The organism is Quadrisphaera sp. INWT6, from assembly GCF_015390235.1.
Taxonomy (GTDB): Bacteria; Actinomycetota; Actinomycetes; order Actinomycetales; family Quadrisphaeraceae; genus Quadrisphaera.
Map to the genome: position 1 here is coordinate 369300 of NZ_VUOH01000001.1, position 21484 is coordinate 390783.

The 21484-nt window shown below is 77.3% G+C and carries 18 protein-coding genes and 3 pseudogenes; 14 read left to right on the forward strand and 7 right to left on the reverse strand.

The annotated features are described in order from the left end of the window. Positions 1 to 33: 33 nt before the first annotated feature. Positions 34 to 1080 (reverse strand): 2,3,4,5-tetrahydropyridine-2,6-dicarboxylate N-succinyltransferase, encoded by a 1047-nt coding sequence (gene dapD / locus F1641_RS01580; protein ID WP_194902731.1) that lies wholly within the window; start codon positions 1078 to 1080, stop codon positions 34 to 36. A 173-nt stretch (positions 1081 to 1253) separates the two neighbouring features. On the opposite strand from dapD, the gene dapE reads away from it, so the two are divergent. Next, entirely contained in the window at positions 1254 to 2465 is a 1212-nt protein-coding gene (dapE, locus tag F1641_RS01585; protein WP_309225306.1) for a succinyl-diaminopimelate desuccinylase, read from the forward strand. A gap of 109 nt (positions 2466 to 2574) precedes the next feature. After that, a pseudogene (locus F1641_RS20695) lies at positions 2575 to 3396 on the forward strand (YihY/virulence factor BrkB family protein); the annotation flags it as partial. Between the two features lie 18 nt (positions 3397 to 3414). Here F1641_RS20695 and F1641_RS01590 read toward each other — a convergent pair. Beyond that, positions 3415 to 4377, reverse strand: coding sequence for a LysR family transcriptional regulator (locus F1641_RS01590; RefSeq protein ID WP_194902733.1), 963 nt, complete (start codon positions 4375 to 4377; stop codon positions 3415 to 3417). An 11-nt stretch (positions 4378 to 4388) separates the two neighbouring features. Here F1641_RS01590 and F1641_RS01595 point away from each other — a divergent pair. The 12 genes and pseudogenes from F1641_RS01595 to F1641_RS23655 form a co-directional block, all read left to right on the forward strand. After that, positions 4389 to 5861: pseudogene (locus F1641_RS01595) on the forward strand (MFS transporter); the annotation flags it as partial. A gap of 95 nt (positions 5862 to 5956) precedes the next feature. Further along, on the forward strand, positions 5957 to 7414 hold the full coding sequence (locus tag F1641_RS01600) for an FAD-dependent oxidoreductase (protein ID WP_194902734.1): 1458 nt from the start codon (positions 5957 to 5959) through the stop codon (positions 7412 to 7414). Between the two features lie 108 nt (positions 7415 to 7522). After that, the gene (locus F1641_RS01605) at positions 7523 to 7792 is read left to right on the forward strand and encodes a hypothetical protein (protein WP_194902735.1); all 270 of its coding nucleotides are present in this window, start codon (positions 7523 to 7525) and stop codon (positions 7790 to 7792) included. Between the two features lie 59 nt (positions 7793 to 7851). Beyond that, entirely contained in the window at positions 7852 to 8469 is a 618-nt protein-coding gene (locus tag F1641_RS01610; RefSeq protein WP_194902736.1) for a TIGR00730 family Rossman fold protein, read from the forward strand. A gap of 249 nt (positions 8470 to 8718) precedes the next feature. Beyond that, on the forward strand, positions 8719 to 9048 hold the full coding sequence (locus F1641_RS01615) for a DivIVA domain-containing protein (RefSeq protein ID WP_206690376.1): 330 nt from the start codon (positions 8719 to 8721) through the stop codon (positions 9046 to 9048). 1 nt (position 9049) lies between these two features. Further along, entirely contained in the window at positions 9050 to 9514 is a 465-nt protein-coding gene (locus F1641_RS01620; RefSeq protein ID WP_194902737.1) for an SRPBCC family protein, read from the forward strand. Next, positions 9511 to 10773, forward strand: a complete 1263-nt coding sequence (locus F1641_RS01625; RefSeq protein ID WP_194902738.1) for a hypothetical protein — start codon at positions 9511 to 9513, stop codon at positions 10771 to 10773. The genes F1641_RS01620 and F1641_RS01625 overlap by 4 nt, the downstream gene beginning before the upstream one ends. A 222-nt stretch (positions 10774 to 10995) precedes the next feature. Beyond that, positions 10996 to 11163, forward strand: a complete 168-nt coding sequence (locus F1641_RS01630; RefSeq protein WP_194902739.1) for a DUF3117 domain-containing protein — start codon at positions 10996 to 10998, stop codon at positions 11161 to 11163. A 2-nt stretch (positions 11164 to 11165) separates the two neighbouring features. Then, a complete protein-coding gene (locus tag F1641_RS01635) occupies positions 11166 to 12857 on the forward strand; it encodes a M17 family peptidase N-terminal domain-containing protein (RefSeq protein ID WP_206690377.1) in 1692 nt (563 codons plus the stop codon). Then, the gene (locus F1641_RS01640) at positions 12857 to 13579 is read left to right on the forward strand and encodes an O-methyltransferase (protein ID WP_194903285.1); all 723 of its coding nucleotides are present in this window, start codon (positions 12857 to 12859) and stop codon (positions 13577 to 13579) included. Before F1641_RS01635 ends, F1641_RS01640 begins: the two co-directional genes overlap by 1 nt. A gap of 145 nt (positions 13580 to 13724) precedes the next feature. After that, entirely contained in the window at positions 13725 to 14336 is a 612-nt protein-coding gene (gene sigE, locus F1641_RS01645; protein ID WP_309225307.1) for an RNA polymerase sigma factor SigE, read from the forward strand. Between the two features lie 121 nt (positions 14337 to 14457). After that, positions 14458 to 14820 (forward strand): annotated as a pseudogene (locus tag F1641_RS23655) (twin-arginine translocase TatA/TatE family subunit); the annotation flags it as partial. Between the two features lie 277 nt (positions 14821 to 15097). Here F1641_RS23655 and F1641_RS01655 read toward each other — a convergent pair. From F1641_RS01655 to F1641_RS01675, 5 genes are read right to left on the reverse strand one after another with little or no spacing between them, the layout of a single operon-like run. After that, a complete protein-coding gene (locus F1641_RS01655; RefSeq protein WP_255513951.1) occupies positions 15098 to 16300 on the reverse strand; it encodes a P-loop NTPase in 1203 nt (400 codons plus the stop codon). Between the two features lie 33 nt (positions 16301 to 16333). Beyond that, the gene (locus F1641_RS01660; protein WP_194902743.1) at positions 16334 to 17149 is read right to left on the reverse strand and encodes a hypothetical protein; all 816 of its coding nucleotides are present in this window, start codon (positions 17147 to 17149) and stop codon (positions 16334 to 16336) included. Between the two features lie 49 nt (positions 17150 to 17198). Continuing rightward, positions 17199 to 19274, reverse strand: coding sequence for an ATPase, T2SS/T4P/T4SS family (locus F1641_RS01665; RefSeq protein WP_309225308.1), 2076 nt, complete (start codon positions 19272 to 19274; stop codon positions 17199 to 17201). Then, positions 19271 to 19993, reverse strand: coding sequence for a DUF1003 domain-containing protein (locus F1641_RS01670; protein WP_194902744.1), 723 nt, complete (start codon positions 19991 to 19993; stop codon positions 19271 to 19273). Before F1641_RS01670 ends, F1641_RS01665 begins: the two co-directional genes overlap by 4 nt. Next, positions 19986 to 21362: a magnesium transporter MgtE N-terminal domain-containing protein gene (locus F1641_RS01675; RefSeq protein WP_194902745.1), complete on the reverse strand. Its 1377-nt coding sequence runs from the start codon at positions 21360 to 21362 to the stop codon at positions 19986 to 19988. Before F1641_RS01675 ends, F1641_RS01670 begins: the two co-directional genes overlap by 8 nt. Positions 21363 to 21484: the final 122 nt, after the last annotated feature.

Sequence of the window (21484 nt, forward strand, 5' to 3'; positions counted from 1 at the left end):
TGCTCCGGGGGCTGCGGGCGAGGGGCGCCGGCGTCAGTTGGCGTGGAGGGCGTCGTTGAGGACGACGGCCGCCTTCGTCAGCGCCACCGCCTCGACGGCACCGCTGGTGGAGTTGCGGCGCAGCAGCAGCCCGTCCCGGCCCGACAGCTCACGGGCCTTCACCACGACGGCCTCGTCACCGGGCTGCCAGCCGTCGGGTGCGTGCGCCACCGCGAGGTCGCCCGTGAGCACCACCTTGGTGCCGGCGGTGACGTACAGGCCCGCCTCCACCACGCAGTCGTCGCCCAGGGAGATCCCGATGCCGGCGTTCGCGCCGAGCAGGGAGCGCGCGCCGACGGAGATGACCTGCGTGCCGCCGCCGGACAGCGTCCCCATGATCGAGGCGCCGCCGCCCACGTCGCTGCCGTCGCCGACGACGACGCCCGCGGAGATGCGGCCCTCGACCATCGACGCGCCGAGCGTCCCGGCGTTGAAGTTCACGAAGCCCTCGTGCATCACCGTGGTGCCCTCGGCGAGGTGCGCCCCCAGACGGACCCGGTCGGCGTCGGCGATGCGGACGCCGGTGGGCAGCACGTAGTCGACCATCCGCGGGAACTTGTCGACGCCGAGCACCTGGACGGCGCCGTGGGCCCGCAGGCGCAGCCGGGTCTGCTCGAAGCCGGCGACGGCGCACGGGCCGCGGTCGGTCCAGACGACGTTGTTGAGGACGCCGAACAGGCCGTCGAGGTCGATCGTCCGCGGCGCCACCAGGCGCGCGGAGAGCAGGTGCAGGCGCAGGTAGGCGTCGGGGACGTCGGCGGGGGCGGCGTCGAGGTCGACCTCGGTGCGCACCACGTGGGTGCGCACCCCGCGGGCGGTGTCCTCGCCCTCCAGCGCCGCGAGGGCGGCGGGCACGGCGCAGGGGCTGTCGTCGGCCGGGGCGGCGCCGAGCGCGGGGGAGGGGTACCAGGTGTCGAGCACCTGGCCGGCGGAGCCGCCCTCGCCGACGGCGGTCGTCGCCAGTCCGTAGCCCCAGGCCCTGCGCGTGCTGCCCGGGGCGTCGGGGGTGGTGGAGGCGTCCGTGCTCACGACCGTGCTCATGACCACCAGGGTAGGTGCGCCTGTGGCGCGTGTGGCGGCGTTCCGCACTCCCGCCCGTGATCATGGGACCTGGGCGCAGCCGCGTGTGCGCGAACCCCATGATCACCGTGCAGGTCGTGCTCGGATCCCATGATCACGGGGGTGGTGGGGGGTGGGGCCGTAGGGTCGGCGCTGTGAGCCGTGCCGCCGACCACCCGCCGCTCGACCTGCGCGGAGACGTCGTCGACCTCGCGGCGGCGCTGTGCGACGTGGAGTCCGTGAGCGGCGGCGAGGGGCCCCTGGCCGACCTCGTCGAGGCCGCGCTGCGGGGCCTCGACCCCGCGGGGGAGCACCTGGAGGTGCTGCGCGACGCCGACGCCGTGGTCGCCCGCACCCGCCTCGGCCGCGCCGAGCGCGTGGTGCTCGCCGGGCACCTCGACACCGTGCCCCTTGCCGGTGGTGACGTCCCCTCGCGCCGCGAGGTCGTCGACGTGGACGGCGCACCGAGCGAGCGCCTGGTGGCCCGCGGCGCCACCGACATGAAGGCGGGCCTGGCGGTGCAGCTGTCCGCAGCGGCCGCCGTCGTCGACGCCCTGGCCAGCGGCTCCGACGGCGCGGAGCGCGTCGTCCGCGACGTCACCTGGGTCGCCTACGACCACGAGGAGGTCGACTCCGCCCTCAACGGCCTCGGCCGGCTCGTGCGGAACCACCCCGAGTGGCTCGCGGGTGACGTCGCGGTGCTCGGGGAGCCCACGAGCGCGGGGATCGAGGGCGGCTGCCAGGGCACGCTGCGCGTCGAGGTCCGGCTGCGCGGGCGCGCCGCGCACTCGGCCCGGTCCTGGGCGGGCGTCAACGCCGTCCACCTGGCCGCTCCGGTGCTCGCCCGGCTGGCCGCCTACGAGGCGCGCCGCATCGAGGTCGACGGGCTGGAGTACCGCGAGGGCCTCAACGCGGTCGGCATCCGCGGGGGAGTGGCGGGCAACGTCGTCCCCGACTCCTGCACCGTGGTGGTCAACCACCGCTTCGCGCCGTGCTGGAGCGAGGCGGAGGCCGAGGCGCACGTGCGGGAGGTCTTCGCCGGTCTCGACGAGGAGGTCGGCGCCGAGGTCGTCGTCGTCGACAGCGCCCCCGGGGCCCGCCCGGGCCTGGGGCACCCCGCCGTGGCCGACTTCGTCCGGCGGGTGCTGAGCCGCAGCGGCCGCGCCCCGGTGGCCAAGCTCGGCTGGACCGACGTCGCCAGGTTCTCCGCCCTGGGCGTGCCCGCGGTGAACTTCGCCCCCGGTGACCCGCTCCTCGCGCACACCGACGGGGAGTGGTGCCCCACGGCGGAGGTCACCGCGTGCCGCGAGGTGCTGCTGGACTGGCTGGTCCCGCCGGTGACGACGCCCCCGTCGCCGAGCGCCTGACCGGGGTCCGCAGGTGCCACCGACCCGGCTCGTGGTGCGCCTGCAGGCGCCCGCCGAGCGCTCCTCGGCCCGGCTGCGGGGCCGCAACCCCGTCGCCGTCGCCGCGCGGGTGGCGCTGCGCTCGTCGTCGCTGCGGGTCGGCGGGCGCGCCGCGGAGATGACGTACTACCTGCTGCTGTCGGTGGTGCCCCTGGTCACGGCGCTCGGGGCGGGGCTCGGGCTGGTCGGCCGCCTGCTCGACCCGGCCGCCGTCGCCGATGCGCAGGCCTTCCTCGTGGAGCTGCTCGAGGTGGTGCTGAGCCCCCGCCTCGCGCAGAGCCTCGGCGCGCCCCTGGTCCGCGAGCTGCTCGCCCAGGAGCAGACGGGCTTCGCCGTCGGCAGCGCCGTCGTGGCGCTGGTCATCGGCAGCCGCGTGGCCCGGTCGGCGCTGCGGGTGCTCCGCGAGGGCGACACCCCCGTGGAGGAGCGCCGGCCCGTGCTGCTGCTCCTGCTGTCCATCGCCCTGACCGCCGTCGCGGTCGTCGCGGGTGCGCTCATGCTGCTGGTGCTCGTGGTCGGCCCGCTCCTGGGCGGCGGCCAGCGCATCGCGGCGGCGACGGGCCTCGGCGACACCTTCGCCGCGCTGTGGGGCTACGGCCGCTGGCCCGTGCTGCTGCTCGTCGTGGCCGCCGGGCTGGCCCTGCTGTACCGCGTCGGCGCCCCGCACCGCGTCTCGTGGCGCTCGGTCGTGCCCGGCGCGGTGCTCGCGACCGGGGCGCTGGTGGGGCTCGTCGTCTGCTTCCGCCTGGCGCTCGCGGTGCTCGGCTCGCCCGGGCCCAGCACCACCTCCGGCGACGAGGCCGTGCAGACCGCCGCCAGCGTCGTCGGCGCCCTCGTGGCCGTGCTGCTGCTCGGCTGGCTCGCGAGCGCCGTCGTGCTCGTGGGCGGCCTGGTGAACGAGGAGTGGGCCTCAGCGCTCGACGACCGGCGGGCCGCTGGCCAGGACGGCGGCCACCAAGGCCCGGGAGGCGGGCCGGTCGGCGGTGCGGGGGTTGGTCAGCAGCACCAGGTCGGTGGTGCCCAGGTCGGGGAGGCGGTGGACCAGCCCGCCGCCGGCCGCGTCGCCCCGGCCCCCGGTCCGCAGCGCTGAGAGCTGCAGCGGCACGAGGCTGCGCGGCAGCGCCGAGACGCCCATGCCCGCCGCCACCGCGGCGATGAGCCCGTTGGTGCCCCGGCACAGCGCCGCCGTCCGGTAGGGGACGCCGGCCCGCTGCAGGGCCTCCTCCATGCGCGTCCGCGCGAACGACGGCGCGGGGTAGACCACCAGCGGCACCGGCGCCCCCGGGTCGAGCTGCGTGGCGGGCGTGCCCACCCAGGCGAGGCGCTCGCGGCTGACCAGCTGCTCGGTGATGGCGGCGCCGGTGGCGTGGCGCCCGCCCATCACCTGGTCACCGGCCAGCGGGCGGCGACCGACGTAGACGTCGAGCCGGTCGGCCGCGAGGCGGCGGTGGAGGGTGCCCGACTGGTCGACGGTGAGGTCGAGGTCGACCTGGGGGTTCTCGCGGCGGAACTCCCGCAGGATCACCGGCAGCCGCGTCAGGGCGAGGTCGTCGGACATGCCCATCCGCAGCCGGCCGTGGGGGCGCTCGCCGCGGAAGTAGCCGACGGCGCGCTCCTGCGCGGCCACCACCGCCTGCGCGAAGCCGATCATCGCCTCGCCGTCGGGCGTCAGCGCCACCGAGCGGGTGTCGCGCAGCACCAGGACCCGGCCCGTGGCCGCCTCGAGCTTGCGCACGTGCTGGCTGACGGCCGGCTGCCCGATGCCCAGGCGGGCCGCGGCGCGGGTGAAGCTGCGCGTCTGGGCGACGGCGAGGAACGAGCGCAGCTGCGCCGTCTCGTACTCCGCGGGCGGCGGGGTCTCAGCGACACTCATCACAGACCATGATGCCAGTCATCCAGGTGATCAGGCTCGATGATGCTGCGCCGGGTCGCCCGGTCGGGAGAGGCTGGTCACCGCAGGGGTCAGCGCTCCTGCCCCCGGTCGCCCGCGCGCGCCCACCGGTCCCGGCGAGCCCCTCGCCCCGGCCGGCTGCGGTGCTGCTCCGGCGCACCCGCCGCCAGCCACCGCCCGCCCCGCCACCGGAAGGCCGATCCTTGGCCCGCGCTCTCGCGCCCCTCAGCAACCGCCCCTACCGCACCTACCTCGGCGGCCACGCCGTCGCCAGCACCGGCGTGTGGATGCAGAACATCGCCACCGACTGGCTGGTGCTCGAGCTCACCGGCAGCCCCGCCGCCGTCGGCGTCACGATGGCGTGCCAGTTCGCGCCCGTGCTGCTCCTGGGCCTGCACGCCGGGATGCTCGCCGACCGGTTCCCTAAGCGGACGCTGCTGCTCATCACCCAGGCGTGCTTCCTGCTGCTCACCGCCACCCTCGCCGCGCTCACCCTCACCGGCGCCGCGCGCGTCGAGCTGGTGTGGCTGCTGGCCCTGCTCGGCGGCTGCGTCACCGCCGTCGACGGTCCCGCCCGCCAGGCCTTCGCGGGCGAGCTGGTGCCCGCCGAGCACCTGCGCGGCGCCGTCTCCCTGAACTCCGCCGTCTTCCAGACCTCGCGCCTGCTCGGCCCCGCCGTGGCCGCCACCCTCATCAGCACGGTCGGCACCGGCTGGGCCTTCGCCGCCACGGCCGCGTGCTTCACCGCCCCGCTCGTCGCGCTGTCGCTGCTGCGCCCCGCCGACCTGCTCAGCCCCGCGGGCGCGGCCGGGGGAGGCGGAGCGGCGGGTGGCGCCGGCCGCGAGCGCGGCGGCGTCCGGGCCGCTCTGCGCCACGTCCGCGAGCGCCCCCACGTGGCGATGACGATCGTGCTGGTCGGCGTCGTCGGCACCTTCGGCCTGAACTTCCCGGTGGTGCTGACCGCGATGGCCAGCGAGGAGCTGGGCGGTGGGCCGCAGCTGTACGGCGCCTTCAACACCGCGCTGGCCCTCGGGTCGACGGCGGGCGCCCTGCTGGCCGGCAGCAGGGCCACCACCCGGCTGCGCCTCATCGTGCTCGCCTGCGCGGCCTTCGGGCTCCTCCAGGCCGCCGCGGCGCTGGCGCCCTCGGTCGCGGTCTTCCTCGTGGTCCTCGTGGCCGTCGGGCTCGTGAACCTGGCCTTCCAGGCGATGGCCAACTCCTCGGTGCAGCTGTGGGTCGACCCGGCGCTGCGAGGCCGGGTGATGGGGCTGTACCTGCTGGCCTTCGTCGGTGGCACCCCGGTGGGCGCTCCGCTGGTGGGGGCCATCACCGAGACCTGGGGCCCCCGGGTCGGGATGGCGGTGTGCGGGCTCGTCCCCGCGGTGGCCGCCGTCGTCGTGGCAGCCGTGGTGGTCCGCCGCGAGCGGGCCGGCCGAGCGGCTCCCGCCGGAGCCGCTCGCCGCGGTGGTGCGGTGGCGGTCACCCCGACGGCCCAGGTGCCCGCCGTGACGGGCGATCTTGCGACGGGCGGGGCCGCCGCCGCGTCGCTACCGTCGCGAGCATGGCAGCCCGCGCCGGACGCACCCGCCTCGTCGTCGTCGGCGGTGACGCCGCCGGCATGGCCGGCGCCTCGCAGGCGCTCCAGCAGGCCGCGGCCCGCGGGCGCGACCTCGAGGTGGTCGCGTTCGAGCGCGGCAGCGCGACCTCGTACTCGGCCTGCGGGATCCCGTACTGGGTCGGGGGCGTCGTAGGGGACCGCGAGGAGCTGGTCGCGCGCACCCCGGAGGAGCACCGCCGCCGCGGCGTCGACCTGCGGATGCGCACCGAGGTGGTCGGTGTCGACCTGGCCGCCCGCACCGTGAGCTGGCGCCGCACCGACGGCGGGCGGGACGGCGGGCACGACGGCCCCCGCGAGGGCGTCGAGGGCTTCGACGAGCTGCTGCTCGCCACCGGGGCCGTGCCGCGCCGCCCGCTAGCCCCCGGCTTCGACGCCGGTCCCGAGGCGGGGGTGCACGGCGTGCAGACCCTCGACGACGGGTCCGCCCTGCTCGCCGACCTCGACGGCAGCTCCGGGCACCGGGTGGAGCGCGTCGTCGTCGTGGGCGGGGGCTACATCGGGCTCGAGGTCGCCGAGGCGTGCGTCGTGCGGGGGCTGCACGTCACGGTGGTGCAGCGCGGCGCGACCCCGCTCGGCACCGTGGACGACGACATGGGCGAGCTCATCGCCGAGGCGGTCCGCGGGGAGGGCGTGCACCTGCTCACCGGCGAGGAGGTCTGCGGCCTGGAGCTCGGGCCCCCGGCGCAGGGGGGCCGGGTGCGCGCCGTCCACACCGCGAGCGGCCGCGAGCTGCCCTGCGACGTGGTGGTGCTCGGCCTCGGGGTCGAGCCCGGCGTCGAGCTCGCCCGCGAGGCGGGGGTGCCGCTGGGGGAGTCGGGCGCCATCGCCGTCGACGTCGGCCAGCGCACCCGCGCCGAGGGCGTCTGGGCCGCGGGAGACTGCACCGAGGTGCGCCACCGCGTCTCCGGCCGCGGCGTCCACGTGCCGCTGGGCACCCACGCCAACAAGCAGGGCCGCGTCGCGGGCATCAACCTCGGCGGCGGGTACGCCACCTTCCCCGGGGTGGTCGGCACGGCCATCACCAAGGTGTGCCGGGTGGAGATCGGCCGCACCGGGCTGTCGACCGAGGAGGCCGAGCAGGCCGGGTTCCGGGTGGTCACCGCCGCGGTCGACTCCACGACGACGGCGGGCTACATGCCCGGCTCGGAGCCGGTGCGGGTGAAGCTGGTCGCCGACGAGGGCAGCGGCCGGCTGCTGGGCGGTCAGGTCGTCGGCCGCTCGGGGGCGGGCAAGCGCGTCGACGCCCTCGCGATCTGCGTGTGGAACGCGATGACGGTCGAGGAGGTCCTCGGGCTCGACCTCGCCTACGCGCCGCCGTTCGCGCCCGTGTGGGACCCGGTGCTCATCGCCGCCCGCAAGGCCGCGCAGGCCGTCGAGGCCGCCTGCCAGCGCCCCGCCTGACGGCTCGCCCGGCGGGCCCTCCGCGACACGCGGTGCGCCGCCGGCGAGTCACCGGCGCCACCCGGGAGGGGGCTGGCGGATGCCTGTGAGCAGGGGGGATCATCTGCCATGCGCGTCGTCCCGGCTCCCGCCCGCAGCGCGGTCGTGCGCGACCGCGACCGCTCCACCCGCGCCCTCAGGGTCACCACCCACCCCGATGCCGGGCTCGTGGTGCTCTCGCTGTGGGACGGCGACGTGTGCACCACCACGCTCCGCCTCGACCCGGCCGACGCCGCCGACCTGGTCCGCGCCCTCACCGACGCGGCCGTCGCCGCGGCCCCCCGCGCGCAGCGCCCGCCGCTGGGCCCGACGACCGGCGAGGTCGCCGCCGCCAGCTGAGCCCGGCGCGCCTCCCGGGGGAGGTGATCGCGGTCGGGAACGGGTGGTTGGGTGTGGCCGTGCCCGCCATCGCCGTGTACTGCTCCGCCTCGGAGCGCATCGACCCCGTCCACGTCGCCCTCGCCGCCGAGGTGGGGTCGCTGATCGCCGCCCGCGGTCACTCCCTCGTCTCCGGCGGGGGGTCCCTGTCGATGATGGGTGCCGTCGCCCGCGCGGTCCGCGAGGGCGGTGGCCGCACCTACGGCGTCATCCCGCGGGCCCTGCTCGACAAGGAGGTTGGCGACCGGTACGCCGACGAGCTGGTCGTCACCGACGGCATGCGCGAGCGCAAGGGGCTGATGGACGAGGCCTCCGACGCCTTCGTGGTGCTGCCCGGGGGCCTCGGCACCCTGGAGGAGCTGATCGAGGTGTGGAGCGCCCGCGCGCTCGCGCTGCACACCAAGCCGGTGGTCGTCTGCGACCCCACCGGCGTCCTCACCGGGCTGCGGCGCGCCGTCGACGACCTGGTGGACCAGGGGTTCGTGCAGCCCGCCGCCGCGGCCGACGTGACGTGGACCACCAGCGCCGCCGAGGCGCTCGACGTCGTCGAGGCCGGGCTGGCCGCCGCGCGGCACCTCCCGGAGCCGGCGCCCGCACCCGAGGTCCGCGAGCAGGAGGGCCTCGAGAGCGGCGTCTGAGCGTCCGGGCTCCCGGCCCCGGCGCGGTCCGAGCCCTGGTCGGGCGGGTGCGGACGCCGTCCGGTGCGCGCCGCGGTGGCTGTGGACGGTCCTCCGCAGCGGGGTCCCCGAGAGCGGACGCCGTCCGCCGGTGCCGGGGGGAGCGGCCCCGTCCGGGCCCGAGCGCCGGGTGGAGGGCGGTACCCGCCGCGCCCGCCGGGCCGGAGCGCCTCGCACTGCGGTCTCCAGCGGGTCTGGCAGCATCGCGGCGTGAGCCTCGTCCTGCTGCTGCTGGCGGTGGCCGTGGTCGGGGTGGTGGTGGCCGTCGCCGTCGGCCGCGCCCCCGCCGGCATGCCCGAGCCGGTCGGCAGCAGCCCCCACCGGCCGCTGCCGCTGCGCGAGCTGGTGCCCGAGGACCTCGACGACGTGCGCTTCTCCGTGGCGCTGCGCGGCTACCGCGCCGACGAGGTCGACGCCGTCCTGGACCGCCTGCGCACCGAGCTCGCCGAGCGCGACCGCCGCCTCGCCGAGCTGGGCGCGGCCGTCGCCGCCGGTCCTGCGGCGCTCGCGGCCCCCCCGACCCGACCCGAGGAGCACTGACGTGGCGAGGTTCACCGCCCACCGCGAGATCGCAGCACCGGCGCAGGTGGTGTGGGACCTGGTCACCGACTGGTCCCGCCACGGCGACTGGGTCCCGCTGACCCGGATGACCGTCACCGAGGACACCGGCGGCGTCGGCACCCGCTTCACCGGCCGCAGCGGCGTCGGACCGCTCGCCTTCGACGACCCGATGGTCGTCACCGGCTGGGAGCCGCCCACGGCCGTGCGCGCGGGCACCGCCTCCCTGCGCAAGGAGGGCGGGGTGGTGCTCGGCAGCGCCGAGGTGCAGGTGGTGCCGCTGCCCGGTGACCGCTGCCGGCTGCGCTGGACCGAGGACGTCGCCGTCCTCGACCGCCGCCTGTCGCGCGCCATCACCCTGCCGCTGGCCGTCGGTGGCCGCTTCGCCTTCGGCGCCGTGCTGAAGAAGGTCGCCGCCGAGGCCGAGTCCTCCGCGCAGCAGCGGTGACCACCGGGCCGCGGGGCCCGGTCGCGGGGGCTGTCGCCACCGCCCTCGCGGCCCGCGACGGCGCCGGCCGGGCGCTCGCGGGCGCGGCGGCCCGCGGGGGAGCGCGCTTCTCGGTGCTGCCCGGGTGGGCCCAGGCGCTGCTGGTGTACGCCGCCACGCGCCTGTTCACCGCGGTGGTCACCGTCGCCGTGGCCCGCCGGCAGGTGGAGTCGCTGTGGACGCCCGCCTCGCCCGGCTACCTGGTGATGGCCGGTGACCTGTGGGACGCCAGCTGGTACCGCAGCATCGCCGAGCACGGGTACCCGCTCCCGCTGCCCCGGGACGGCGCCGGCGTCGCGCAGCAGAGCGAGTGGGCCTTCTTCCCGGCCTACCCCGTGCTCGTGCGGGGTCTGATGGCCCTCACCGGCGGCTCGTGGGAGGCGGTGGCCCCCACCACGGCGCTGCTGCTGGGCGCGGGGGCCGCGGTGGTGATGCGCCGCCTGTTCGCCCGCGTCGCGGGGGAGCGGGCCGCCCTCGCCGGGGTGCTGCTGGTGTTCAGCGCCCCTGCGGCAGCCGTGTTCCAGTACGCCTACACCGAGTCGCTCGCCCTGCTCGCGCTGGCGCTGGCGCTGCTGGCGCTCGTCGAGCGCCGCTACGCCTGGTGCGCGCTGGCCGTGGTGCTGCTCGGAGCCACGCGCGTCATCGCCCTCCCGTTCGCCCTGGTCGTGGCGGTCCACGCGCTCGCCCGCTGGCGCGCCGAGGGGCGCGCGCTGCCGCGGCGCACCCGCTGGGCCCTGCTGGGCCTGCTGGCCACCAGCGGTGCGGCCGGGGTCGCCTGGCCCGTGGCGGTCGGCGTGGCCACCGGCGTCCCCGACGCCTACACGCAGGTGCAGGCGGCGTGGCGCAACGGGTCCGTCGTGTGGTTCACGCCGTGGTTCCGGGTGTCGCAGCAGCTGCTGGGCGACGTCGCGGGTCCCGTGGTGCTCGTGGCCCTGCTCGCCGCCCTGGTCTGGTGGTGCACCGGCCCGACCGCGAGGTCGCTGGGCCCCGAGCTGCCCGCCTGGGTGCTCGCCCAGCAGGCCTACCTCCTGGCGGTGCTCGACCCGTGGACCTCGACCTTCCGCTACCTGGTGCTCCAGGTGCCGCTGGCGCTGCTGGTCGCCCTGCAGGTGCGCTCGCGCGCCGCGGTGGCGGCCTGGGCCGTGGCCGGGCTGGCGCTGCAGGTGGTGTGGGTGGCCTGGCTGTGGCGCTTCGACCCGCCGGCCGACTGGCCGCCGTGACCCCGCGCCCGCCCCGCGCCCGGTGCTCCACCGGCCCTCTACCAGCCCTCCAATAGCCCTCCACCAGCACGTCGGTACCCCGCTCGGACGCCTCGGTTACCGCGTGTCGGCCGCCGATGGGATGATGGGCAGAGCCTGCGGGCGCCCTGTCGACTCTCCGGTCGGCGCCCGGGCGCCCGCTCCAACGAGCGCGTGCACCGGCATGCGGAAGGGGTGTGCCTCATGGCTGCCATGAAGCCCAGGACGGGTGACGGTCCCCTGGAGGTCACCAAGGAGGGGCGCGGCATCGTCATGCGCATGCCGCTCGAGGGCGGTGGCCGCCTCGTCGTGGAGATGTCTCCCACCGAGGCCAACGCCCTCGGCGACGCCCTCAAGACCGCCGCGGGCTGAGCGTGGTCGGCGCGACTCCCCCCTCGGCGCCGCCCCCGCTCGTCGCCACCGGCAGCGGGCCCGACCTCCGGGTCGGGCCCCGGCCGGAGCGGCCGCTGCCGCAGCTCGAGGGCACCTCGGCGCTGCCCCTCGGCACCCCCGGGGCCGACGCGGTCACCCTCGACGGCGCTGCGGTCCTGCTGCTCGGCATCGGTGCGGCTCTGGCGGGCGAGCCCGCCGCCGAAGGTGCGCCCGCCGCACCCGCCGTCGTGCTCGGCCCCGGCGCCGCCGGCGTCGAGACCGCCACTGGCCTCGACCTGACCGCCACCTGCGCCGCTGCCGACTGGCGCGCCGCCGCCGGCTCGGTGCTGCCCGTCCCGGGCGCGGCGCTGCCCGGCGGAGCGCGCCTGGTGCTGGTCGGCACCGGGAGGGGCGCGCCGCGCGACCTGCGCCGCGCCGGCGCCGCGCTGGCCCGCACCTCCCGCGGCAGCGAGCTCGTCGTGACCACCGCCGTCGCCGGCCTCGAGCCCGCGCTCGTGGGTGCCTTCGCCGAGGGCGTCCTCCTCGGCGCCTGGGCTCCGCCGCGCAGCGGGACGAGCGAGGGGCCTCCTCCGGCCGTCGAGCACGTCCGCCTCCTCGGCTGGACCGGCCGCCCGACGGTGCCGCTGCCCGGTGGCGCCCACGAGCCCGCGTGGAGCGGACGCGACGTCGCTGACGCCCTCTCCGCCGCCGCCACGGCCGCCACCGCCACCTGGCGGGTGCGCGACCTGGCAGCCACGCCGTCGTCCACCAAGACCCCCGCCTGGGTGGCCCAGCAGGCCGTCGCGCTGTGCTCCGGCACGCCCGGGCTGTCGGTGACCGTCCTCGACGAGGAGGACCTGGCCGACCGCCGCGCGGGCGGGCTGCTCGCCGTCGGTGCCGCCTCGCAGCACCCGCCGTGCCTCGTGCGCGTCGACTGGACGCCCCGCACGCCCACCACCACCCGGCGCGCCGTGCTCGTCGGCAAGGGCATCACCTACGACACCGGCGGCCTGGCCCTGAAGCCCCGCGAGTCGATGGTCGCCATGAAGACCGACATGGCCGGCGCCGCGGTGGTGCTCGCCACCGTCGTCGCCGCGGCCGAGTCCGGCCTGCCCCGCCCCGTCACCGCGCTGCTGCCGCTGGCCGAGAACTCCCTCGGCGCAGCGTCCTACCGCCCCGGAGACGTCATCCGCGTCCTCGGCGGGACCACCGTCGAGGTCGACAACCCCGACGCCGAGGGCCGCCTGGTGCTCGCCGACGCCCTCGCCCTGGCCGACGCCGAGCTCGACCCCGAGCTGGTCGTCGACGTCGCCACCCTCACCGGTGCCGCCACCGTGGGCCTGGGCCGCCAGCACGCCGCGCTCTACACCGCCGACGACGACCTGGCGGACCGCCTCGCCGCCGCCGGCGAGGAGACCGGCGAGCGGGTGTGGCGCATGCCCCTGGTCGAGGAGTACCGCGCCGGGCTCGACTCCGACGTCGCCGACCTGCGGCACGTGCCCTCCAGCCCCTCCCCGGGCGCGGGCTCGGTGACCGCGGCGCTGTTCCTGCGCGAGTTCACCGGCGGCCGCCGCTGGGCCCACCTCGACATCGCCGGGGTCGGCCGGTCCGACGCGGCCTCCCACGAGGTGCCCAAGGGCGCCACCGGCTGGGGCGCCCGCGTGCTCCTGCGCCTCCTGCAGGACCTGCCGTGATGCCCGGCGGCGGCTCGCCCGCCCCCCGCTCCGCGGCACCGCCCCCGGTCTCCCCGGTGGCTCCCCGCCGCGCTCCGGGAGCCCCCACCGGCGGCCCCAAGGCCACCAGCTGGCAGTACGCCGAGCACTTCGTGCCCGAGTCCGAGGCGGTCGAGCGGGCCCGCACCCGCGCCCGCGAGCTCGGCATCAGCGCCGTCGGCAACGGGGCAGGGGCGCTGCTGGCCACCCTCTGCGCCGCCGTCGACGCGCGCGCCGTCGTCGAGGTGGGCACGGGGGCGGGCGTCTCGGGGCTGTGGATGCTCGGCGGCATGCCTCCCGAGGGCGTGCTGACCACCATCGACGTCGAGTCCGACCACCTGCGGGCCGCCCGCACCGCCTTCGCCGAGGTCGGCGTCCGCAGCGGCCGCATCCGGGGGATCACCGGGCGCGCCGTCGACGTGCTGCCGCGCCTCACCGAGGGCGGCTACGACCTGGTGCTCCTGGACGCCGACCCGCTCGGCGCCGACGCCTACCTCGAGCGCGCGGTGCGCCTGCTGCGCCCCGGCGGCGTGGTGGCGCTGCACGGTGCGCTGTCCGCCGACCGCGCCGGCGACCCCGCCCAGCGCGACCCGGTCACCACCGCCGTGCGCGAGCTCTCCCGCGCGCTGCGCTCCTCGCCCGACCTGCTGCCCGCGCTGGTCCCCAGCAGCGAGGGGCTGCTGGTGGCGGCCCGCCGCCGCTGAGCCGCGCCGCCCACCCGTCGAGCACCCGTCGCGCAGCCGCCGTCCGCTGGACGTGACGGCGGTCACACCCGTTCCCCAGGCCCTTCGCAGCCGGGAGCGCCACAGTGGGGGAGTGGCAGCGCACGTCGGACCCCAGGACCCCCCGGTGCCCACCGCGCCGGGAGAGGCGTGGGTGGCCCCGACGTGGGACGCGCTGGTGCGCGAGCACTCGGCCCGCGTGCGCCGGCTGGCGTTCCGCCTGACGGGCGACCGCGACGACGCCGACGACCTCACCCAGGAGGTCTTCGTGCGCGTCTTCCGCTCCCTGGACTCCTACCGGCCCGGGACCTTCGAGGGCTGGCTGCACCGCATCACCACCAACCTCTTCCTCGACCAGGCGCGCCGGCGGCGCCGGCTGCGGTTCGACGCCCTCACCGAGGAGATCGCCGCGCGCCTGCCCGACCGCGGCGCCGGCCCCGAGCGGGCCTTCGAGGCCGGCCGCTTCGACGTCGACGTGCAGGCCGCGCTCGACCGGCTCTCACCCGACTTCCGCGCGGTGGTCGTGCTGGCCGACGTGGAGGGGCTCACCTACGAGGAGGTCTCGGAGGTGCTGGGCCTGAAGATGGGCACGGTCCGCTCGCGGCTCTCCCGGGCGCGCGCCCAGCTGCGCCGACACCTCGAGCACCGGGCGCCGCAGCCGCGCGGTCACCGCCCCGCGGCGCGGCCGGCACCGCGGGTCCTCGGGGGTCCCGGGCGGGTCCTCCCGCTGACCGGCTGAGGCGTCCGACGCCCTCCCGGCAGGGCCGGGTGTGCGCGGTCTGGCACGCCCTCGTCGCCGACGGGGGCAGGATGGTGGGTGGTGGGCGCTGTCCGGCGCCCCGGGGAGCGGAGGCAACCGCGTGTTCGGCATCAACCCCGGCGAGTTCGCGGTGCTGCTGCTCGTCGTCCTCATCGTCGTCGGCCCCGAGCGGCTCCCGGGCTACGCCCAGCAGCTCGGCAAGATGGTGCGCGAGGGCCGCAGGATGGCCATGGGCCTGCGGGAGCAGGTCCGCGGCGAGCTGGGCCCGGAGTTCGACGACGTCGACTGGACCAAGCTCGACCCGCGCCAGTACGACCCGCGCCGCATCATCCGCGAGGCGCTGACGGACACGCTCGAGGACGACGAGCCAGCCACCAAGCCCGTCAGCAGCGGTGGGCCCACCGCCGCGGCCGCCGGCGCCGGTGCTGCCGGCGCGGTGGCCGGCGCTGCGAGCAGCAGGCCCGCCAGCGCGGCCTCCCCGGCGGCGGCCGCGGCCGTCGGCAGGTCCGCCGAGGGCGCGGACGCCAGCGACCCCTCGACCGCTCCCTCCGCGGAGGCCTCCTCAGGCGCCGCGGCGGACGCGCCTGCAGGCGGCTCCGCGGCGCCCGCCGAGGACGGCGCCGCGGCACCTGCCGTGCCGCAGGCCCGGACGTCCTCCGGCGCAGCGATCGACCTCGAGGCCACCTGACCCGGACCCTCCACCCCGCGGGCGGGGGACCGCGCGACCCGGGGGACCGGGCTCAGACGGGGACGACGCCGAGCGGGCGGCCCGCCAGCCCCCGGGAGCGGTGACCCAGCCGGCGCGCCAGCGCGGACAGCGCCTGCGCGGCCTCCGAGCCGGGGTCGGCGAGCACCACGGGCAGGCCGCCGTCGCCGCCCTCGCGCACCTTCACGTCCATCGGCACCTGCGCCAGCAGGGGCACGTCCGCGCCGCTCTCGCGGGAGAGCCGCTCGGCCACGGCCGCGCCACCGCCCGCGCCAAACAGCTCCAGGCGGGAGCCGTCGGGCATCGTCATCCAGCTCATGTTCTCGACCACGCCCACCACGCCCTGGCCGGTGCGCGCGGCGAGGCCGCCGGATCGGTGGGCGACGTCGGCCGCGGCGGGCTGCGGCGTGGTGACCACGAGCAGCTCCGAGCCCGGCAGGAGCTGCGCGGCGCTGATGGGGACGTCGCCGGTGCCCGGGGGCATGTCGAGGAGCAGCACGTCGAGGTCGCCGAAGTGCACCTCGGTGAGGAACTGCTGCAGCGCGCGGTGCAGCAGCGGGCCGCGGTGCATGACGGGCTGGCCGTCGGGGACCACCATCCCCATCGAGATCACCTTGACGCCGTGCGCGACCGGGGGGATCACGAGGTCGTCGACCTTGGTGGGCCGCGTGGTGCAGCCGAGCATCGCCGGCACGGAGAAGCCGTGGACGTCGGCGTCGACCAGGCCGACGCGCAGGCCGTCGCGCGCCATGGCGACGGCGAGGTTCACCGTCAGCGTCGACTTGCCGACCCCGCCCTTGCCGGAGGCCACGCAGTACACCCGGGTCAGCGACCCGGGCCGCGCGAAGGGGACCTCCCGCTCGCCGTCGGCCCCCGCGGGGCCCCGCAGCACGGTGCGCAGGCGGGTGCGCTGCTCGGCGTCCATGACGCCCAGGTCGACCCGGACCGCCCGCACCCCGGGGACGGTGCTGACGGCGGCGGTGACGTCGCGCTCGAGGGTGTCGCGCATCGGGCAGCCCGACGTCGTCAGCAGCACCTCGACCAGCACCGCGCCGGTGGCGGAGACCTCCAGGCCGCCGACCATGCCCAGGTCGGTGATGGGACGGCGGATCTCGGGGTCGAGGACGGTCGCGAGCGCGGCGCGGACGGCCGCCTCGTCGGGTGCGGACCCGCTGCCCGGGCCACCGCCGGTGCCGGCGGGGGCCGGGACCGTCGGCGCAGCGGGCTGGCGGCGCAGGAAGCTCACCCCACGAGGGTAGGCAGCAACCGCTCACAGCCGCGCGAGCAGGCCCTCGGCCGAGGCCACCGCCCGCTGCTGCTCGGCGGTCAGGCCGCCCTCGCCCGCGCCGCGGCTGCGCAGCCACACCAGCCCGCCGTCACCGTCGGTGCGCCAGGTCTGGCGGTCGACGCCCGCCCGGTCACCCCCGCCGGCGTCCCCGCCACCGGCACCGCCGTACCAGCCGTCGTCGTCGTCGCGCCACCCGATGGTGACGAGCACGTCGTCGCCGTCGGCCGTGGCGACGCACTCGGACAGGTCGGCGCGGGTGGTGCGGTAGCTGGTGTCGGAGTCACCGGGCCAGGTCAGCGGGTACCGGGTGTCGCAGTCGACGGCGGGGAAGAGGGACGGGACCACCTCGTCCGGCTCGGACGGGGGCAGGCGCAGCGCCACCCTGACGGTCGCGGTGCCGTCCGCCTCGACGACCTGGAGCCGCCCCGTCCAGACGACGTCGGCGCCGTCCCCGGCCTCCGAGGCGGTTCCGGGGGCCGACCTCCCGCCCCCCGCTCCCGCGGTGAGCTCCACCGGGGACGCGAGCTCGGCGCCGGAGGCGCGGACGGCCTCGGCCAGGCGGTCCTCGAGGCGCTCCTGGGGCGTCCTCAGCGCCGACGAGGCCGCGACGACGACGCCGGTCAGCGCGGCGGCCCCTCCCAGCACGGCGAGGGCCACCCACCGGCGCCGCCAGCGGGGCCGCCGCGGCGGTGGCTCCCAGGGGGTGTCGAGGTCGAGCTCCTCCAGCCCGTCGAGCCCGTCGAGGTCGTCGGAGGCGCTGTCGAGCGCTCCTGCTCCCTGCGACCGGCTCGGTGCCACGCCCGCTCCCTCGGTGCCCGCGCGCCCCGCGGCGGCGGACCCGTCGAGGCTAGCTCCAGCCGGCCGGTGCGGCCCGTCCGCCGTCGGGCGGGCCGAAGCTCAGCACGCCGGGCAGCGTCGCCGGCACCGCGGCCGGAGGGGCCGGCTGGTCCTCGGGGTGGGGGCTCGGCGCGACGTCCAGCGGCGGGTGCGCCGGTCGCAGCTCGCGACCGGCCACCGGGACGGCGCACCACGGGCAGCACGACCACTCCCCGCGCAGGGGGCGGTGGCAGGAGGTGCACCCCTCGGGCTGCTGGCTGGTGCCGCACCACGGGCAGGCGACCATCCCCTCCTCCACGGGGCGCTCGCAGGAGCGGCACGCCACCGGGGCGGCGTCGTCAGAGGCGGTGACGCGCAGCGCCTCCTCGAACGTGGTCTGGCCGGCCATCGCCTTCCGGACGGCGGACTCGCGCAGCGACACCATGCCGCGCTGGGCGGCGGCCTCGGAGACGGCGGCCTCGCGGGGGTCGGCGATGAGGACGCGGCGCAGCTCGGCGTCGACCTCGAGGACCTCGTAGACGGCCGTGCGGCCGCTGTAGCCGGTGCCACCGCACTCGGGGCAGCCGGTGCCCTGCCGCGGGGTCGCGCCCTCCAGGTCGTGGGGGTGCAGGCCGAGGCCCGCGAGCACCGCGGCCGGCGGGTCGTAGGGCGCGGCGCAGCCGCCGCAGGGGCGCCGCACCAGGCGCTGGGCGACGGCCGCGGTCAGCGAGGAGGCCACCAGGAACGGCTCCACCCCCATGTCGACCAGGCGGGTCAGCGCCGCGACGGCGGAGTTGGTGTGCAGGGTCGTCAGCACGAGGTGGCCGGTGAGCGAGGCCTTCAGCGCCAGCTCGGCCGTCTCGGAGTCGCGCACCTCGCCGACCAGCACGATGTCCGGGTCCTGGCGCAGCACCGATCGCAGGCCGGCCTGGAAGGTCATGCCCGTCTTGGTGTTGACCTGCACCTGGGTGATGCCCGGCAGCTGCACCTCGACGGGGTCCTCGAGGGTCACGATGTTCTTCTCGGGCGTCAGCACCTCCGACAGCGCCGAGTACAGCGTGTTCGTCTTGCCCGAGCCGGTGGGGCCGGTGATGAGGACCAGCCCCTGGGGCACGGACAGCGCCCGGCGGAAGACGTCGAGCTGCTCGGCCTCGAAGCCGAGGGAGTCGAGGTCGGGCACCGCGTCACCGCGGGTGAGCAGGCGGATGACGACCTTCTCGCCGTGCAGCGTCGGCAGCGTCGAGACGCGGCAGTCGAAGGCGGACCCGTCGACGATGACGCGGCTGCGCCCGTCCTGCGGCACGCGGCGCTCGGCGATGTCCAGGTTCGACATGATCTTCATGCGGCTGATGACCGGGCCCGCGGCGCGCTTGGAGGCGCTCATGACCTCGCGGAGCATGCCGTCGACGCGGAACCTCACCCGCAGCTCGTCGCGCTGGGTCTCGACGTGGATGTCGGAGGCGCGGGCGCGCACGGCGTCGGACAGGATCCGGTTGACGAGCCGGACGACGGGGGAGTCCTCGTCGGTCACCGAGGCGTCGGACTCGAGGTTCGCCGAGCCCAGGTCGAGGGCGGCCCCGGCGTCCTCCACCTCCGCGGCCGAGGAGCGGTCCTGGCCGAGCGACCAGGCCCGCGCCAGCTGCTCGCGCACCTGGGACTCGGTGGCCACCGTGACGACGAGGTCGCCCGAGCCGGTGTGGAGGCGCACGTCGTCGAGCGCGAGCACGTTGGTGGGGTCGGCGACGGCGACGACGAGCCCGGTGCGCGTGCGCTCCAGCGGCACCACGCGGGTGCGCTCGGCGACCGCCTGGGGCAGCAGGCGCACGACCTCGGGGTCGGGGACCATGCGCGTCAGGTCGACGACGGTCAGGCCCAGCTGGTCGGCCAGCGCCCGCGCGATGGTGCGCTCGTCGGCGATGCCGCTGTGCACCAGGAGCTCGCCCAGGCGGCGGCGGCGCCCCGGGGGGCCGCTCTGCTGGCCGGCGAGCACGTCGGACAGCTGCGCGGGCGTCAGGACGCCGGCGTCGACGAGGACGTCGCCGAGGCGGCGTCGCTGCAGGGACTGCAGCGACGAGAGCGTCGCCGTCGCGGGGCGGTGCTGGGTCACCCCGGGGACATCGGCACGCGGACGGGCCCGGTTGAGCCCTCCGCCTGCTCGTGCTGCTCCTCGTCGTCCTCGGGCTCGGGGTCGGGCCGCTCGGGGCCCGCGCCGCGCGGGCGGCCCTTGCCCCGGCCCTTCTCGCGGGCCCGGTCGCGGGTGCGCTCGACCGGGCGGTCCAGGCGGCCGTCGTCGTCGTCCCGACGGGCGTCGGCGGCGAGCAGCTCGACCTCCTCGAGCAGCGCCCGCAGCTCCGAGCGCACGAAGTCGCGGGTGGCCACCTCGCCGACGGCCAGGCGCAGGGCGGCCACCTCGCGGGCGAGGTACTCCGTGTCGGCGAGGTTCCGCTCGGCGCGCTGGCGGTCCTGCTCGAGGCCGACGCGGTCGCGGTCGTCCTGGCGGTTCTGCGCCAGCAGGATCAGCGGCGCCGCGTAGGAGGCCTGCAGCGACAGGATCAGCGTCAGCAGCGTGTAGTTGAGGGCGCGGGGGTCGAACTGCGCCGACTCCGGGGCGTAGGTGTTCCACAGCAGCCACACGACGACGAAGATCGTCATGTACAGCAGGAACTGCGGCGTCCCCATGAAGCGGGCGAAGCCCTCGGACAGGCGCCCGAAGCCCTCGGCGTCCATCCTCGGGACGCGGGGCCTGCGCGGGGCCAGGCGGCGGCGCTTCTCGCGGGGCTGGTCGAGCGCGGACTCCCGGCGGCGGCCCTCGCGCTCCTCAGCCACGGCCCTGGCCCTTCGTGCGGTCGCCCTTCGCGGTGACGACGGCGATCGGTCCGGTGGCGTCGAGGGCCTCGACGGTGTCCTCCTCGTCGATCTCGCGCCAGTCGTCGGGCAGGAGGTGGTCGAGGACGTCGTCGACGGTCACGACGCCCAGCAGGCGCCGCTTCTTGTCGGCCACCGGCAGGGACACCAGGTCGTAGGTGGCCAGCCGGCGGGTCACGACGGCGAGCGGCGTGTCCACCGACAGCGGCTCGATCTCGGTGTCGATCAGCCCGCCGATCGACTCGTGCGGGGGCTCGCGCAGCAGCCGCTGGAGGTGCACGACGCCCAGGAGCTTGCCCGTGGGCGTCTCCGTCGGCGGGCGCACCACGTAGATGGCGGCGGCCAGCGTGTAGGGGACGTCCGGACGCCGGACGGTGGCCAGGGCCTGCGCCACCGTCGCCTCCGGGCTCATGACCACCGGCTCGGTGGTCATCAGGCCGCCGGCGGTGTCGCCCTCGTAGGCCAGCAGGCGGCGCACGTCGCGCGCGTCCTCGGGCTCCATGAGGCGCAGCAGCTGCTCGGCGGCCTCGTCGGTGAGCTCGGAGAGCAGGTCGGCGGCGGCGTCGGGCTCCATCTCGGCCAGCACGTCCGCGGCGCGCTCGCGGCCCAGGGCCGCGAGCACCTGCACCTGGTCGTCGTCGGGGAGCTCCTGGACCACGGCGGCCAGGCGCTCGTCGTCCAGCTCCGCGGCCAGCTCGACCCGGCGCTTGCGCGGCAGGTCGTGGAGCATGTCGGCGATGTCGGCCGGCTTCATCTCCAGCAGCGAGGCGGCCAGCAGCACGGCGCCCTGCTCCTGGGGCGTGCCGAACAGGCCGGCGGCGTCGTGGACGTCGATCAGGGCGGTGCTGCCCTTGCGGCGCCCGAGGCCCTTCTTGCGGCTGCCCGGCACGGCCTCGCGCACGAAGAGGCGGGTGACCTCCCAGTCGCGGTTGCGGGCCTGCTCGAGCGCCACGTCCTCGACGGTCGCCTCGACGGCGCCCTCGACGTCGCCCCCGTGCACCGCGCGCGCGGCCGCGCCCGTCAGCTCGACCTCCCTGTCGAACAGGTCGGTGAGCACCAGGACCTCGGCCTCGCGCTGCTCGAACCGGCGGGTGTTGAGGTCGTCGGTGGTGATGACCTGGCCGGTGTCCATGCTCGTCACCCGCGACATGGGCACGAAGACGCGCTTCTTGCCGGCGACCTCGACCACCAGGCCGGCCGCCCGGGGCCTGCGGGCCGCCCGGGGGACGACGACGACGTCGCGCACGCGCCCCACGCGGTCACCCACGGGGTCGAAGACGGGCAGGCCCGCCAGGCGTGCGACGAAGACCCTGGTCGGTGCGCCGCTCACGTGGACGGAGCGTAGCCGCGGGTGGGGCGCCCGGTCCTGGGCGCCGCCGGACGGCGGCTGCGGAGGGGGTGGGAAGTCGCTGGGACGGGTGCAGCCGGCGGTGCGACGCAGCGCGCCCCCGG